This window comes from Amycolatopsis oliviviridis (assembly GCF_014654365.1).
Lineage (GTDB): Bacteria > Actinomycetota > Actinomycetes > Mycobacteriales > Pseudonocardiaceae > Amycolatopsis > Amycolatopsis oliviviridis.
In genome coordinates this window covers 207,251-222,818 of record NZ_BNAY01000009.1, presented here as the reverse complement: position 1 = coordinate 222,818, position 15,568 = coordinate 207,251, and the positions used below count along the sequence as shown (strand labels likewise).

The 15,568-nt window shown below is 67.9% G+C and carries 11 protein-coding genes; 5 read left to right on the top strand and 6 right to left on the bottom strand.

Going from position 1 to position 15,568, the window contains the following annotated elements; all coding sequences use genetic code 11:
• The first annotated feature begins 17 nt into the window (after positions 1-17).
• Positions 18-764: a galactan export ABC transporter ATP-binding subunit Wzt/RfbE gene (gene wzt, locus IE302_RS33210; RefSeq protein ID WP_191258405.1), complete on the top strand. Its 747-nt coding sequence runs from the start codon at positions 18-20 to the stop codon at positions 762-764.
• Here the strand turns inward: wzt and IE302_RS33205 are convergent.
• Both IE302_RS33205 and aceB read right to left on the bottom strand, forming a co-directional pair.
• Complete coding sequence (locus IE302_RS33205; RefSeq protein ID WP_191258404.1) at positions 743-1,939, bottom strand: DUF6986 family protein; 1,197 nt, start codon at positions 1,937-1,939, stop codon at positions 743-745. The genes wzt and IE302_RS33205 overlap by 22 nt on opposite strands.
• Positions 1,940-1,943: 4 nt before the next feature.
• Positions 1,944-3,530, bottom strand: coding sequence for a malate synthase A (aceB, locus tag IE302_RS33200; RefSeq protein ID WP_191258403.1), 1,587 nt, complete (start codon positions 3,528-3,530; stop codon positions 1,944-1,946).
• A 114-nt stretch (positions 3,531-3,644) separates the two neighbouring features.
• Between aceB and IE302_RS33195 the strand changes: the two genes are divergently transcribed.
• The gene (locus IE302_RS33195) at positions 3,645-4,421 is read left to right on the top strand and encodes an IclR family transcriptional regulator (protein ID WP_005154827.1); all 777 of its coding nucleotides are present in this window, start codon (positions 3,645-3,647) and stop codon (positions 4,419-4,421) included.
• Here the strand turns inward: IE302_RS33195 and IE302_RS33190 are convergent.
• Positions 4,411-5,139, bottom strand: a complete 729-nt coding sequence (locus tag IE302_RS33190; protein ID WP_191258402.1) for a TetR/AcrR family transcriptional regulator C-terminal domain-containing protein — start codon at positions 5,137-5,139, stop codon at positions 4,411-4,413. The two genes, IE302_RS33195 and IE302_RS33190, sit on opposite strands and share 11 nt — an antisense overlap.
• A gap of 108 nt (positions 5,140-5,247) precedes the next feature.
• Here IE302_RS33190 and IE302_RS33185 point away from each other — a divergent pair, with 108 nt between their 5' ends.
• Positions 5,248-6,747: an MFS transporter gene (locus tag IE302_RS33185; RefSeq protein ID WP_191258401.1), complete on the top strand. Its 1,500-nt coding sequence runs from the start codon at positions 5,248-5,250 to the stop codon at positions 6,745-6,747.
• A gap of 64 nt (positions 6,748-6,811) precedes the next feature.
• Here IE302_RS33185 and ftsY read toward each other — a convergent pair whose 3' ends face one another.
• Entirely contained in the window at positions 6,812-8,134 is a 1,323-nt protein-coding gene (gene ftsY, locus IE302_RS33180) for a signal recognition particle-docking protein FtsY (RefSeq protein WP_191258400.1), read from the bottom strand.
• A 153-nt stretch (positions 8,135-8,287) separates the two neighbouring features.
• On the opposite strand from ftsY, the gene IE302_RS33175 reads away from it, so the two are divergent.
• Entirely contained in the window at positions 8,288-9,496 is a 1,209-nt protein-coding gene (locus IE302_RS33175) for an anhydro-N-acetylmuramic acid kinase (RefSeq protein ID WP_191258399.1), read from the top strand.
• A gap of 9 nt (positions 9,497-9,505) precedes the next feature.
• The gene (locus IE302_RS33170; protein ID WP_191258398.1) at positions 9,506-11,089 is read left to right on the top strand and encodes a sodium:solute symporter; all 1,584 of its coding nucleotides are present in this window, start codon (positions 9,506-9,508) and stop codon (positions 11,087-11,089) included.
• Positions 11,090-11,137: 48 nt separating this feature from the next.
• On the opposite strand, the gene IE302_RS33165 is transcribed toward IE302_RS33170, so the two are convergent.
• A complete protein-coding gene (locus tag IE302_RS33165; protein WP_191258397.1) occupies positions 11,138-13,831 on the bottom strand; it encodes a peptidoglycan-binding protein in 2,694 nt (897 codons plus the stop codon).
• Positions 13,832-13,864: 33 nt separating this feature from the next.
• Positions 13,865-15,481, bottom strand: coding sequence for a peptidoglycan recognition protein family protein (locus IE302_RS33160; protein WP_191258396.1), 1,617 nt, complete (start codon positions 15,479-15,481; stop codon positions 13,865-13,867).
• Between the last annotated feature and the right edge of the window lie 87 nt (positions 15,482-15,568).

Here is a 15,568-nt window from a genome sequence, read left to right as displayed (position 1 = left end):
GCCGAGGAGGCAGCACCATGGTGAGCATCGAGGTAGCGGGCGCCTACGTCGATTTCCCGATCTTCGACGCCAAGACCCGGTCACTCAAGAAACGGGTGCTCGGCAAGGTCGGCGGCAAGATCGGCACCGACGCGAAGGTCCCGATCATCGAAGCCCTGCAGGACATCTCCCTGTCCTTGGGCGAGGGCGACCGGGTCGGCCTGGTCGGCCACAACGGCGCCGGGAAGTCCACACTCCTGCGCCTGCTGTCCGGCATCTACGAACCGACCCGGGGCACCGCGCGGGTCACCGGCAGGATCGCGCCGGTGTTCGACCTCGGCGTGGGCTTGGATCCCGAGGTCTCGGGCCACGAGAACATCCTGATCCGGGGCCTGTTCCTCGGGATGTCCCGCAAGCAGATGACGAAACGCGTCGACGACATCGCGGAGTTCACCGAACTCGGCGACTACCTCCACCTGCCCTTGCGCACCTACTCCGCCGGCATGCGGGTGCGGCTCGCACTCGGCGTGGTGACCACCATCGACCCCGAGATCCTCATCCTCGACGAGGGACTCGGCGCGATCGACGCCGCGTTCCTCGCCAAGGCACGCGAACGGCTGGTCGACCTCGCCCGTCGCTCGGGCGTGCTGGTGTTCGCGTCGCACTCCGACGAACTGCTGCGGGAACTGTGCACCACCGCCCTCTGGATGGACGAGGGACGGATCCGCGCACACGGCTCACTCGACGACGTGCTCGCCGATTATCACAAGGTCCGTCGCGCGTAACCGTCCAATTCGGACCGCGAGAACGAGAGCTCCCCCTCGTCCACCGCTCCACAATCCAAGCCCCGCACCAGGAAACTCGCCAGCGCCTGCGCCGTCGCGGGCTCGTCCAGCACCCCGCGTCCGGTCTGGTCCGCGTAGTCCCGCAACCGGCTCAGCGCCGCCGGGAATCCCTCGCGGAAGAACGCGTACGTCGCCGCGAACCGGGTCGGCAGCTGGTGCGGATGCAGATCCCAGCCCTGGTAGAAGCCGTTCTCCAGGGAACGCCGTACCAGCCGCAGGTGTTCGCGCCAGGCAGGGAGGATCGCGTCGCCGACGGGCAGTTTGTTGGTAGAGCCGTCCGAGAGGCGGACACCGGTGCCGGCGGCCGAGACCTGCATGAGCTGCTTGGCGAAATCGGCGGCCGGGTGTTCCATGCTCTGGTATTCGGCGCTGATCCCGAGACCGGCGCTGTAGTCGTAAGTCCCGTAGTGCAGTCCCGAACACCGGCCGCGCGCGGCTTCGATGATCCGGGGCACCGCCACCGTCCCGTTGACGTCCACAATGGACTGAGATGTTTCGATCTGGACTTCGAACCGCAAGGCACCTTCGGGCAGGCCGTACGCGGATTCGAGACGCTCCAGGACATCCGCCGCCACTTCGACCTGCTCGACGGCGGTCACCTTCGGCAGCGTGACGACGAAACCTTCCGGCAGCGGCCCGCTTTCCAGCAGGCCCGCCAGGAAGAGATCGAGGGTACGAATGCCGCGGCGCCGGGTCGCCTGCTCGAAGCTCTTGAACCGGATGCCGACGAACGGCGTCCCGCCGGTGACGGCGAGGGTCCGCCCCGCGGCGAGCGCGGTGGCGTCCTCCTCGTCGTCGCCCGGCCTGCCGAGGCCGTCCTCGAAGTCGATCCGCAGATCTTCGATCGGCTCGGTCAGGAGTTTGGTCCGGACCCGGTCGGCGATGTCCGCGTCCAGGCCGAGCTGATCGGCGTGTTCACCGAAGACCCGCAGGGCCTGCTTGCCCCAGTCCGCCACGAGCCGCGTCTTGAAGCGCGACGCGGGCACGTACACGGTGTGCACGGGCTGGCGGCCGGGCGGCTCGCCGGGATATTTGGCCGCGACGCGCGCGTCCGCCTCGGCGAGGCGCGCGTCAGCGGCGGTGTAGACGTCCTCGGTGAGCCGCCCGTTCCCCATCTGTCTACTTGATCCGTTCGTAGGCGGGCAGGGTCAGGAAGTCCGGGAACTCGTCGGCGAGCGCGACCTGCTCGAACAGTTCGACGGCGGGCTCCAGCAGCTCCGGCTTGATCTCCGCGGCGAGTTCCCCGCGGACCTCGGCCAGCACGCCGCGCACGAGCTCCTCGGTCACCTTGTCGCCGGTGTCGAGCCGCGTGCCGTTGCGCACCCACTGCCACACCTGCGACCGCGAGATCTCCGCGGTGGCCGCGTCCTCCATCAGGTTGTGGATGGCGGCCGCGCCGTTCCCGCCCAGCCAGGAGGCGAGGTAGCGGATGCCGACGTCGACGGCGGCGCGCAGACCGGCCGCGGTGGCTGCGCCCGGCGTGGAAGCCGCGTCGAGCAGCTGGTCGGCGGTGACGGACACCTCGTCGCGGGTCCGGTCGAGCTGGTTCGGCTTGTCGCCGAGGACCTTGTCGAACTCCTCGCGGCAGATGTCCACCATGCCCGGGTGCGCGACCCAGGAACCGTCGAAGCCGTCGCCTGCCTCACGGCTCTTGTCCGCGCGGACCTTGTCGAGCGCGGCGGCGGTGACGTCGGGGTCCTTGCGGTTCGGGATGAACGCGGCCATGCCGCCGATCGCGAACGCGCCCCGCTTGTGGCAGGTGCGCACCAGCAGTTCGGTGTACGCGCGCATGAACGGCGCGGTCATGGTGACCGAGTTGCGGTCCGGCAGCACGAACTTCTCGCCCGCGTCGCGGAAGTACTTGATGACGCTGAACAGGTAGTCCCAGCGGCCGGCGTTGAGGCCGGAGGCGTGCTCGCGCAGTTCGTAGAGGATCTCCTCCATCTCGAACGCGGCCGGGATGGTCTCGATCAGCACGGTCGCGCGGACGGTGCCATGGTCGATGCCGAGCGCCTTCTCCGCGTGGGTGAAGACGTCGTTCCAGAGCCGGGCTTCGAGGTGGCTCTCCATCTTCGGCAGGTAGAAGTACGGGCCCTTGCCGCGGTTGAGCAGTTCCTGAGCGTTGTGGAAGAAGTAGAGGCCGAAGTCGACCAGCGCGCCGACGGCCTGGCGCCCGCCGAAGGACAGGCCGCGCTCGTCGAGGTGCCAGCCGCGCGGGCGGACCACGATGGTCGCGTGCTCGACGTCGTCCTTCAGCGCGTAGCTCTTGCCACCGCTTTCCAGCGTGATGGTCTCGCGGACGGCGTCGTACAGGTTGACCTGGCCGGAGACGACGTTCGCCCAGTGCGGCGTGTTCGCGTCTTCGAGGTCGGCGAGCCAGACCTTCGCGCCGGAGTTCAGCGCGTTGATGGTCATCTTGCGGTCGGTCGGGCCGGTGATCTCGACACGGCGGTCGCGCAGCGCGGGCGGGGCCTCGGCCACCTTCCAGTCGCCGTCGCGGACCTGCTGGGTCTCGGGCAGGAAGTCGAGCTTGCCGGTGCTCCTGGCCTCTTCGCGGCGCTTGCCCCGGGCCTGCAGCAGCTCGTCGCGACGGGCGGCGAAGGCCTCGTGCAGGCCCGCGACGAAGGCGAGCGCCTCCGGCGTGAGAATCTCGCCTCCACGCTCGACGGGCGCACCGAGCACCTGGGCTGAGATCTGGTCAGACATGTGAAACACCCCGCGTCGGAAAAGATCGGCTAAAGATAACGTCCCTACGGTTTTACATGACGGACTATAGTTTCTGCATAGCGGAACATCAACGCCGACGTTAGGAGTACCACGGTGGCAGCGGAGAAGAACGGGCGCGATGGCGGCGTCCAGTCACTTCAGCGGGCCTTCGAGCTCCTCGAACATCTCGCGGACACCGGCGGGGAGGCCAGTCTTTCGGAGCTGGCGACACTGTCCGGGCTGCCGATGCCGACCATCCACCGGCTGATCAGGACGCTGGTGGACCTGGGCTACGTCCGGCAGAACACCAACCGCCGGTACGCGCTGGGCGCCCGGCTCATCCGGCTGGGCGAGAACGCCAGCATGCAGTTCGGCTCGTGGGCCCGGCCACTGCTGGCGGAACTGGTCGACGAGGTCGGCGAGACCGCGAACCTCGCCGTCCTGGAGCGGGACGAGGTCGTCTACGTCGCCCAGGTGCCGTCGAAGCACTCGATGCGGATGTTCACCGAGGTCGGCCGCCGCCTCCTGCCGCACGGGACCGGCGTGGGGAAGGCGATGCTCGCGCACCTGCCGTCCGACGACGTCACGGCACTGCTCGCCAGGACCGGCATGCCCTCGTACACCGAGCACACCTTCACCGACCAGGACGCGCTCCTGCGCGAGCTGGCGAAGATCGCCGAGCAGGGTTACGCGCTCGACGAGGCCGAGCAGGAACTGGGCGTCCGCTGCGTCGCCGTCGCGGTCCCGGGCGCGCCGGTGCCGGCGGCGGTGTCGGTGTCCGGGCCTTCGGGACGGCTCACGGTGGAGGCCGTCGAGCGGATCGCGCCCGTCGTCCAGCGGATCGCGAACTCGCTCGGCTCCACCCTTTCGCGTGACGGGGTCACCGTTTGAGCCTGGTCTCCAAACCGTCGAGCATCCTGTCCAGCCCGTAGCGGAACTTCTCTTCGCGAACCCGCTCCGGGTCGACGTCACCCTGGGCGATCCGCTCCCGCTGATGCGGATGCTCCCGCACGGCCGCTTCGACGGCGGGACGCAGCTGTTCCGCCCACTCTCGCTCGCTTTTGCCGCTCTTCGCGATGGTGGTGAGCCAAGCCGCCTCGCTCGTCCCCATGCCGATGACGTACGCCATGACCGAGCTGATCGCCTGCTCGGCCTCGTCGCCGGGGAAGCCCGCGGTCACGAAGACGGCCAGCAGCCGCTCGTTGAGCCGCATGACGTTCGGCCCCAGGTAAGACAGGCCGACCGAGCCCAGCAGTGAAGCGACCCAGGGGTGCCGCAGGATCATCGCGCGGACACTCCGCGCCCCGATGACGGCCGCTTCACGCCACCTCTCCGGATCGTCGCCGTCCGGCAGGGCGATCTCGCCGTGGACCTCGTCGACGACCAGCTCGATCAGTTCGTCGCGGTTGGCCACGTGGCGGTAGAGCGAGGTCGCGCCCGCGTTCAGCGCGGTGCCGAGCCTGCGCATGCTCAGCGCGTCGACGCCTTCGACGTCCAGGATCCGGACGGCCTCGGCGACGATCTGAGCCTGGCTCAGCGCGGGCTGGTCCCGCTTGCGGCGGGGCCGCGTCCACACCGACTGGATCGCTTGTTCCTCGGTTGCTGCCATGCCGTCCACTTTAGCGTACGACGTGCCCCCTTGCGAACAATGTTTCCATCTGCGTACAGTGTGCGCATCAACCGAACAACGTACGCAAACACTTCTGGGGGTATCCCGATGAACGAGCCGGACAGGCGCGACCCGCGCCGCTGGTGGATCCTGATCGTGCTGTGCCTGAGCACGCTCGTACTGGTCGTGGACAACATGGTGCTGACGGTCGCCGTGCCGCCGCTGGCCGAAGACCTCGGGGCGAGCGCCCAGGACACGCAGTGGATCCTGGACTCCTACATCCTGGTGTTCGCCGGCCTGCTGCTCACCTCGGGAAGTCTCGGGGACCGGTTCGGCCGCCGGAAAGTGATGGTCATCGGCCTCCTCCTGTTCGGAGTGGCCTCACTCGTCGCCGCGTTCGCCGCGAATCCACTCGAACTGATCGCGTCCCGCGCGGTGATGGGCGTCGGCGGCGCGCTGATCATGCCGAGCACCCTGTCGATCCTGATCACCGTCTTCGACGACGAAGAGCGCCGCAAGGCGATGGCGGCGTGGAGCGCGGTCGCGATGATCGGCCTGATCGGCGGCCCGGTGCTGGGCGGGGTGCTGATCGCGTGGTTCTGGTGGGGCGCGGTCTTCCTGATCAACGTGCCGATCGTCGTCATCGCCGTGCTCGCCGCGTTCACGCTGATGCCGGAGTCGAAGGGCCCGTGGCAGAAACCCGACCCGCTCGGCGCGATCCTCTCCGCGGTCGGCATGGTCGCGCTGGTCTGGACGATCATCGAACTGCCCAAGCACGGCTTCGCCGAAGCCGGGACGCTGATCCCGCTGGCGATCGCGGTGGTGAGCCTGACCGGGTTCGTGTTCTGGGAGCGGCACACGCCGTCGCCGATGGTCCCGCTCAAACTGTTCGGCAAGCGCAACTTCAGCGGCGGCAGCCTGTCGCTCACGCTGGTGCAGATCGGCAACGGCGGCCTGCTGCTGCTCCTGACCCAGTACCTGCAGTTCGTGCTCGGCTACACCCCGACCCAGGCGGGACTCGCGTTCATCCCGATGGCCGTCGCGTCGCTGCTCTGCAACACCCTCGGTGCCACGCTGGGCCAGAAGATCGGCAACCGCGCGCTGGCCACGGTCGGGATGATCGTGATGTCGGGCGGGTTCGGCATGCTCGCGACGCTTTCGGTGACTTCGGGCTTCCTGATGCCGGCGATCGCGCTGTTCCTTCTCGGCGCGGGCGGCGGACTGGCGATGCCGGCGGCGATCTCGGCGCTGATGGGCGAGGTCCCGGAGGAGCAGGCCGGTGTCGGTTCCGCGCTCAACGACACCATCCAGCAGCTGGGCGCCGCGCTCGGCATCGCGATCCTGGGCAGCGTCGTGTCGAGCCTGTTCACCTCGCAGATGCCCGCGTCCGCCCCGGCTCAGGCGCGGCTTTCGATCGGCGACGCCTTCGCCACCGGTGACGGCGGTGTCATCGCGGCGGCCCGCGAGTCGTTCACCTCGGCGATGTCGACGACGTTCCTGGTGAGCGCGGTGGGCGTGCTGGCCGCGGCGGTGGTCGCCTTCCTGGTGATGCGGGACAAGAAGACCGCTCCGGACTCGACCGATGCGAACGTCCCTGTCACGGCCTGACGACATGACATGAAAGGCCCCTTCATTGCAAAATTTGCGATGAAGGGGCCTTTCATGTCGCTTGCTAGTTGCTCAGCAGAGCTTCGACGAAGGCGCCCGGCTCGAAAGGTGCCAGGTCGTCCGGCCCCTCACCGAGGCCGACCAGCTTGACCGGAACCCCGAGTTCCCGCTGCACCTGGAAGACGATGCCGCCCTTCGCGGTGCCGTCCAGTTTGGTCAGGACGATGCCGGTGACGTCGATGACCTCCGAGAACACGCGGGCCTGCATCAGCCCGTTCTGCCCGGTGGTGGCGTCGAGCACCAGTAGCACCTCGTCGACCTTCGCCTGCTTCTCGACGACTCGCTTGACCTTGCCCAGCTCGTCCATCAGGCCGGTCTTGGTGTGCAGACGGCCGGCGGTGTCGACCAGGACCGCGTCCACGCCCGCCTCGCTGCCGCGTTTGACGGCGTCGAAGGCAACCGCCGCCGGGTCCGCGCCTTCCTTGCCGCGCACGACCTCGGCGCCCACCCGCTCGGCCCAGGTCTGCAGCTGGTCCGCCGCGGCGGCGCGGAAGGTGTCGGCCGCGCCGAGCACGACGGTGCTCCCCTGCGCCACGAGCACCCGGGCGAGTTTGCCGGTGGTGGTCGTCTTGCCGGTGCCGTTGACCCCGGCGACCAGGACGACGGCGGGCTGCTTCACGCCGTCGACGGTGTGCGGCAGCGCGCGGACGGCCCGGACCGCGTCGGTCGACAGGGCGGAGGTCAGCACCTCCTGCAGCACCGCGCGAGCGTCTTCGGACGTCCGCACGGCGCGGCGCTTCAGTTCCTCGCGAAGGCGCTCGACGATCTCGGTGGTCGTCGCGGCGCCGAGGTCCGCCATGAGCAGCGTGTCTTCGACGTCCTGCCAGGAATCCTCGTCCAGGTCACCGGCGCCCAGCAGGCCGAGCAGGCTCTGCCCGAACACCGAACGCGACTTGCCCAGCCTGCCGCGCAGCCGCTCCAGGCGCCCGGATGCCGGGGCGATCTCTTCCGCGGGAGCGGGTTCGGGCGCCGGGGTCTCGGCGGGCTCGGCCGGTTCGGGGAGTTCGACGTCGCGCACCGTGCGCTGCGCGGAATCCCTCGGCACCGACGCGTCGTCCCCGACGGCGGGCTGGCCGTCGGTCTCCGGACGATCCTCGACAGGATGCTCCGGCTCTTCGGCCTCTTCGGTCTTCTCACCGCCCGGAGCGAGCGCGATCCCGCCTGTCGCGGTGTATCCGCCGCCCTTCGGCTTCTCGACGACGTCGGCAGCCTTGGACTCGTCCAGGCTGATCCGGCGGCGGCGCGCGATGAGCAGCCCGGCCACCAGGACGGCGACCAGTACCACGACGGCAACGACAACGATCCAGAACCAGGGGGTGCTCGACACGGCGTCAATCCTCGCATCCGCGCACGGCCTGACGTAGACACCCCACGGGAAGGAAGCCGATCTTGTCAGACACCCACTGGATAGGACTCATTTCGGACAAGAAGAAACGGTCTCGCTTGCGCGGTCTCCGGAGAGACGGCTAGACCACTCCGAATGACGGTTTTCTCCGGCACTGGGGTCCGGGTGATCGGGCTCATCTCCGGCACGTCGATCGACGGGATCGACGTGGCGGCCGCCGAACTGCGTGCCGACGGGGACACGGTGGTGCTTTCCCCGCTCGGCAAACTCGAAATCCCGTATCCCGAAGCGCTTCGTGAGGCGTTGCTCGACGCCTTGCCGCCGAATCCCTGCACCGCCGAACAGCTCACGAAACTCGACACCCTGGTGGGACAGGCCTTCGGCGAGGCGGCCGCGCGAGGCGTCGAGGAACTGGCCGGCGGTGACGCGGACGTCGTCGCTTCGCTGGGCCAGACGGTGTTCCACTGGGTCGAAGACGGGGCCGCTCGCGGCACGCTGCAACTGGGCAACCCGGCGTGGATCGCCGAGCGCACCGGACTGCCCGTCGTGGCCGACCTCCGCGTGCGCGACGTCGCCGCCAGCGGGCACGGCGCACCGCTCGCCAGCACGCTGGACGCCTTGTGGCTACGGGAAATGGCCGCGCTCGGCCCGGTCGCTGCGCTCAACATCGGCGGGATCGCGAACATCACCGTCGTCCCGGCGGACGGTGAAGTGCTCGCCTACGACACCGGACCCGGCAACGCCCTGATGGACATCGCCGCGCACCGGGCCACCGGCAGGCGCGCGGACATCGGCGGCGCGCTCGCCATCCGCGGCGCCGTCCGGCCCGACCTGCTGGCGAAACTGCTGCTCGACCCGTATTACGCGGCCGCGCCGCCGAAGTCGACCGGCAAGGAACTGTTCCACGGCGCGTACCTCGACCGGGCGCTCGACGGACTCCCGCCGGTCGGCGCGGAGGATCTCCTCGCGACGCTGACCGAACTGACCGCGGTGACCATCGCCGCGGAATGCCGTCGCCACGCCATCGCGACGGTGATCGTCTCCGGTGGCGGCGCGGACAACCCGGCGCTGATGGCCGCGCTCGCCAGGAACCTGCCCGGCGCCGCGCTGAAGACCAGCGACGACCACGGGCTGCCGCGCGCGGGCAAAGAGGCATACCTGACCATTCTGCTCGGCTGGCTGACCTGGTCCGGCGTCCCGGGGAATCTCCCGTCGGCGACCGGGGCCCGGGGCGGCCGCCTGCTCGGCAGCATCACCCCGGGCGCGGGTCCCCTGCGGCTGCCCGCCCCTCATGGATCGACCGTGACCCGGCTACGGGTGGCGGCGACGACCGGCGAGCGATAGGAGATACGGATGCGCGCACTTGACCTCGCGATCATCGGGCTTTTTCTGGTCGGCATGCCCTTGCTGGGCGTCTGGATCGGCGGCAAACAGAAATCCGGTTCCGACTATTTCGTCGGTGAAGGCAAGATCTCCTGGTGGGTGGCCTGCCTTTCGGTCGTCTCCGCGGAGACGTCGACCCTCACCGTGCTTTCCGTGCCGACGGTGGCCTACATCGCCACCCCCGGCGAAGGCGGGATGACCTATCTCGCGCTGGCCATCGGCTACATCGTGGGCCGGATCGTGGTGTCGATGGTGCTGCTGCCGCGTTACGTGGCGGGCAACCTGGTCACCGCGTACGCCTTCCTGGGCAAGCGGTTCGGGAGCGGGCTGCAGGGCACCGCGTCGGTGACCTTCCTGCTCACCCGGACGCTGGCCGACGGCATCCGGCTGTTCGCCACCGCGATCCCGATCAAGGTGGTGATGGCGGCCTACGGCCTCAACGTCTCGTACTGGACCATCGTGGTCGGGCTGGGCATCGCGATGGTGCTCTACAGCTTCTTCGGCGGGGTCCGCGCGGTCGTCTGGGTCGACGCGATCCAGATGCTCTGGTACGTCCTCGGCGCGGTCGTGGTGATCTGGGTGATCTCCGGCAGGCTTCCGGACGGCTGGTTCGGAAAAGCCTTCGACGCCAACAAGTTCCAGATCCTCGACCTCTCCTCGAACATGCTCACCGGGCAGTACGCGCTCCTCACCGCGGTGATCGGCGGCGCGGTGCTCTCGATGGCGTCGCACGGCTCGGACCAGCTGATCGTGCAGCGCCTGCAGGCCACCAACGACCTGCGCGCCGCGCGGAAGGCCTTGGTCGCCAGCGGTTTCGTGGTCTTCCTGCAGTTCGCGCTGTTCCTGTTCATCGGCGTGCTGCTGTGGGCGCTGTACAACGGCCTCACCCCGACCAAGCCGAAGCCGGAAGGCCTGGGGCTGGCCAACAAGGACGAGCTGTTCGCGAACTTCATCGTGAACGACCTGCCGAGCGGGCTTTCGGGCTTCGTGATCGCCGGAATCCTCGCCGCCGCACTGAGTTCGTCGCTCGGCGCGCTGGCCTCGTCGACGGTGACCGACGTCTACGAACGGGTGATCGGCCGGGAACTGCCGGAAGCCCAACGGCTGAAGCACGGCCGGATCTGGACGATCATCTGGGCGGGCGCGCTGATCCTGTGCGCGGGTTTCTTCGCCTCCTCCAACAAGACCTCGGCCGACCCGATCGTGGTGCAGGCGCTGGGCATCACCGGCTACACCTATGGCGCGCTGCTCGGCGCGTTCCTCTTGGGGCTGCTGATCAAACGGGCCAGGCAGGCGGACGCGATCGTGGCGTTCGTGTCGACGGTGGTCGTGATGGCGTTCATCATCCTCGGCGTCAAGTTCAACAAACCGGACGGCAGCCTGATCGGCGTCGACTTCAGCAAGGCGTCGGGGAACACGGTGGCGCTGGCCTGGCCCTGGTACACGCTGTGCGGCGTGGTGATCACGCTCGTCGTGGGCGGGCTGCTGTCGCTGCGGCACAGCACTCCGGACCCGCTCGCCGAACCGGTGAGCAAAGAACCCGAATCCGTTTGAACAAGACGGTTTCCCGCCCCGGTGGCCGCCGGGGCGGGAAACCGCGTTTCAGATCTGCCTGCCGGTCTTCGGGTCGTAGCGCACCGGAACGGCCACGACCTGGTCGGTCGGCAGGATCTCCACCCACTGGTCGAAGAGCTCGAAGTTCTCGGTCGCATTCGAGCGGAAACCGTTCGGGAGCGGGTTGAAGCCGTGCTCGTAGACCCGGTCCACCGGGGTCGCCCGCACGGTGGAGCGATCGTCGAGCGGGTCGGTGAAGCCCTTCGTCGTGATCCCTTCGCGGTGTTTGGCGGCGACACGGGCGGCGAGGATGGCGAGCACCTCGAACACCGTCTTGCCGCGCCACTCGGGTTCCGGCCCGAGGTAGAGGTCGTTCTCGCCGATGGTTCCCGTGCCCTCGACGTGTTTGAGCCAGTTCAGCGCCGCCTTCTCCTTGCCGGGCCGGATCGGCATGACCGCCTTGACCCACGGCGCGTTGAGGAAGGCGTTGCGCTGGTCGTCCCCGTCGAGCTGCAAGAGCCAGCCGAGTGAGCTGCCGAGCCGGGCCGGCTCGGACTCCTCGGTGATGTAGTAGCTGTCCTCGCGGCTGTCGGCCTCACCCCAGGCACCGATGGATTCGCGAGGAATCCCGTTGTGGTACTCGATCTTCTGCCCGTTCGGATCGGAGACGGGCTGGGTCGAACCGAGCTGCTGGTGGGCGCGGTGCAGCCGGGGCCGCCACCACTCCGGTGCCACGAAGTAGAGCATCTTGTCGACGTCGAAGATCGAATCGATCAGCTCGGCCACGACGTGCTGGGTGTGCTTGTCCGGCTGCGGGACGAGTGTCTTGGGGGTCAGCATCTCCTGGATCAGCTTGCGGTAGACGACGATCCGCTCCTCCTCCCGGAGGTCTTCGAACTTCCGCTTGGTGATCCGGCTCGCCAGTTTGATCCGGTCCCGCGCCGCCCCGACGAACGCCTGCTGCGCCGCGTCCCGCTCCCGTTCGGTGAACAGCGCGATCCGTTTGGCGTTCTCGGCGTCGATCACCTTCTGGTCGAAGACGGGCGTCCAGCCCAGTTTGGCCTTGACCGGCAGGCTGTCGCGGTCGTTGAAGTTCACGTGGTCGAGATGGACGGTGAACTTCCAGTCCCCGGAACCCGACGGCGATTCCGCGATCTCCCGCACGGACAGCTTCGCGTCGGCTCCCTGCGGATCGAGGCTCACCGCCGTCAGCTTGAAGCCCGGCTGCGGGCAGCGGTACGGGCCCTGCGGGAAGTCGGCGACGATGTGGTTCGTCCCGTCGAACAGGCCGAGGCTGGTCTCCGAGCCGTGCTCGAAGGTGTCGTCCTTGGCCGCGCCGTCGTTGGACAGGAACGGGATCGTCAGGTCGGAGTCGGACGAGAACGGCTGCGGCGGCACGATCATCTCCGGCTGGACCACCTTCGACAGATCCGGCGGCGCGCCGACGTGGACCATCTTCGCCAGCCCGATCTCCTCGGCCGGATCGTCCACATAGGTCTGCCAGCACAGATAGCTGCCGATGTCCTGCACCTGGACGCCGACCTGGCGCATCTTGCGGCGCAGCTCGTAGTTGACCAGATCGTCACTGGTGTTCGTCAGCACGTACCGCTTCGTCGAGGTGTCCGTGGTCTCGGTGACCGTGCGGAAGGTGCTCTTGAAGTTCTGCTTGATCTCGGTGGTCAGTTTCTCGGACTGGTCACGTTTGATCGTGTGGATCTGCTCGCGGGCGCGCTGCTGGGTGTTCTCCAGGCTGAAACTGGCGGATTCGTCCGCGCTGCCCCAGCCCCAGTGCTGGTTGGCCGCGACGTTCGCGCCGAACTTCGTGCCCGACCGGTTGTCCTCCTTGACCGCGTCGGACAGTTCGTCCTGCAGCGCGACCGCCTTCTCCACCCGGACGGTCGATTCGGTGCTTCGTTCGAGGGTTTCCTCCTGCAGCAGCCGCCGGGTGTGCACCTCGATCAGCTCGACGGTCGACCCCGGTGCCACCCAGACATGCCCGACCGGCTGGCCGAGGAAGGTGTCGAATTCAGAGAAGTACTGCCGGAACAGGTGCGCGAGGCCGACCGGTGACAGGCCGACCCGGTCGAGCTGGCTGGTCGGGTCGAGCGTTTCGAACGGGTCCGCGCCGGTCAGCCCCGACCACAACGGGTCGACCGGGCTGGCGAGCGAGTCGTAGAACATGTGCTTCAGCTGGTCGTGCAGCTCGCGATCACGGAGCTGGGTCAGCAGACCGGTGACCTGGGACTCCCGGTTCAGCAGCGCGCGGGTGGCCTTCTCGGCCGACCCGGTGTCCATGATGTGCGGGCCCGACGGCGTGGTCAGCTCGGTGTACAGCGCCACCGCGCGTTGTTTGACCGGGCCGTCGAGCGTGGCGCGCAGCCTGTCCGGCGAGAGCACCTGCGACCAGATCGCCGGGGTGTACTCCGCCTTCGGCGGGAGCGTTCCGCGCACCGCGGCGGTGACGATCCCGGACAGCGCGGTGCCGGCGTTCACGCTCCCCGCGTCCAGTTTGGTGACCTCCACCTTGCGCTCGGCCGGCGTGAACTTCGCCTCCACCACGGGCGCGACGCGATCACCGACGTTGTTCAGCAAGGCGGCCGACCGCACCAGCGCCGCCTGTTCGACCCTGGCGCCGATCCGCGCGGACTTCCAGCCGAGCAGCGGCTGATAGATCCCGAAGATCTCGCTCGAATACGGAAGGATTCCCCGGTAGTTGTTGAGATTGGTAGGCGGTTTGGGCACTTTCGCTCCCCTGCTCACTGGCGAAATTAATCGTCACTTACTGGATTTGGCGGCGGCGCCGATCAGCTCGTCGTCGAGTTCGACGATATTGCCGAAAGATTTTTCGAGCGGCTGCTTCGGCGTGCTGAAGAAATCACCCTGCTGAACCCACAGGCTCTTCAGTTTGATCGGTTTCGCGGGACGTCCGAGCAGCTCGATCATCAACCCGGGAATGGCGGCGGCCGAAACCTTCCGCACGAACTTCAGGTAGAGGTAGAGCATCTGCAGCGAGCCGTCGACGTGGTCTTTGACCGTGCCGGTACCGAGTGTCAGGTGACTCAGGAAGCCGGGCCCATGACCGTCGAAGAAGTAGTGCAGAAGGCCGTCCGGCGCCCTCGCGCAACCGTAGAAGACGAGCAGGAACGCCTTGCCGTCCACCCGGACGACCGGTTTCCAGTACTCCTCCTTGGCCAGGTCGTCGATCCCCTTCACCAGCCGCTTCTCGACCAAGGTGCGGACAAGGTCCGCGAGAGCCTCGAATTTGCCAGGGCGAGCGAACTTGATCAGGACGTCGTCATCGCTCTCCTCGACGACCTTCTTCTTGTCCTTGCCGACTCCTTCCTTGAGTCTCGCCAGGTTGGCCAGCCGGGTCTTCTTCATCTTGACTTCGACGAAGCCGCCTTTCGTCTCGGTCGAGAAATCGAGGGGGATCATCACCGGACCCATTCCGAAACCGAGCTTGTCCGTCACATAAAGACCTTCGTCAGTGCCCTTCGGATCGACCCGCGAGCCCACGGCGAACGGGGCGTTCGCGAATTCGATCCCCACCGACCTGGAATTCGCCTGCCCGCCGTGCGCGGTGTGATCGGCGATGTCGCAGAACTGGATGACCCTTCCCCGGCCTGCGGCGTCCAGGTTGTTGACGCAGAAATGCGGCACCAGGAAGGTGTTCCCGTCCTTCTGCGCGCCCGCGATGCTCATCCCGACGAAGTCCCCGGTCTCGTGGAGGAGGACCTGCGTCGGTCTCCCGACCGAGCGGACACCGATCGAACTGTTGTACTTCTCGAGGTCCGCGACGCCTTTCCAGTTGGTGAACACGAGGCTTTCCGAGGCGATCGCGTACTCCTCCGAGCAGGCCACGAGCGTGTCGTCCTTCACCGGGTCGAATTCGTGGGGGTTCGGTCCCGGTGAGGCGGAGTCGTACGGCTCGTAGAACTTCTTCGTGACGGCGTTCGTGCCGGAGTCCCAGCGCAGCGAATACCGGCTGAAGTACGAGATCTCCTGCCGCTGGTCCGCGGCGAACCGCCGCGTGTCCGAGATCGGGAAGTCGTCGGTCCGGCCGACGCCACGCACCAGCTCCAGATAGGACCGGGCGATCGTGCCGTGTACCTCGAATACCTCTTCGGTGACCCGGTTGTAGAAGAAGACCGCGGTGTGGACCTCGTCGCGATGGTCGTAGTGGTCGATCTTGAACCAGCCGCGGCCCGACTCCAGGCTGATCACCGTGTCCGGGGTGAACGGCGTGGTGCCGAAGAATTCCCTTTCCTTGGCATGGAAGGCATCCGCGACCTTGGCGGAGTAGTTGTCCATGGCCCGCGGGGCGGGCGGTTTCGGCGGGGCGGGCGGTTTCGGCGGGGCGGGCGGCACGATCGTGCCGGGCGGGTCGGCCACGGGCGGTTCCCTTCGCGTGGAGATCACGAGGATCTCTTCGCGAAGGGCTCAGGCCCAGGTGCGACGGGACGGACTTTCGGGCAGCTC

What these genes read in the sequence shown, in the direction of transcription:
- aceB (WP_191258403.1), bottom strand. Translation starts at nt 3,530, where the DNA reads ATGTCTGACCAGATCTCAGCCCAGGTGCTCGGTGCGCCCGTCGAGCGT.
- IE302_RS33205 (WP_191258404.1), bottom strand. Translation starts at nt 1,939, where the DNA reads ATGGGGAACGGGCGGCTCACCGAGGACGTCTACACCGCCGCTGACGCG.
- IE302_RS33170 (WP_191258398.1), top strand. Translation starts at nt 9,506, where the DNA reads ATGCGCGCACTTGACCTCGCGATCATCGGGCTTTTTCTGGTCGGCATG.
- wzt (WP_191258405.1), top strand. Translation starts at nt 18, where the DNA reads ATGGTGAGCATCGAGGTAGCGGGCGCCTACGTCGATTTCCCGATCTTC.
- IE302_RS33185 (WP_191258401.1), top strand. Translation starts at nt 5,248, where the DNA reads ATGAACGAGCCGGACAGGCGCGACCCGCGCCGCTGGTGGATCCTGATC.
- IE302_RS33175 (WP_191258399.1), top strand. Translation starts at nt 8,288, where the DNA reads ATGACGGTTTTCTCCGGCACTGGGGTCCGGGTGATCGGGCTCATCTCC.
- IE302_RS33190 (WP_191258402.1), bottom strand. Translation starts at nt 5,139, where the DNA reads ATGGCAGCAACCGAGGAACAAGCGATCCAGTCGGTGTGGACGCGGCCC.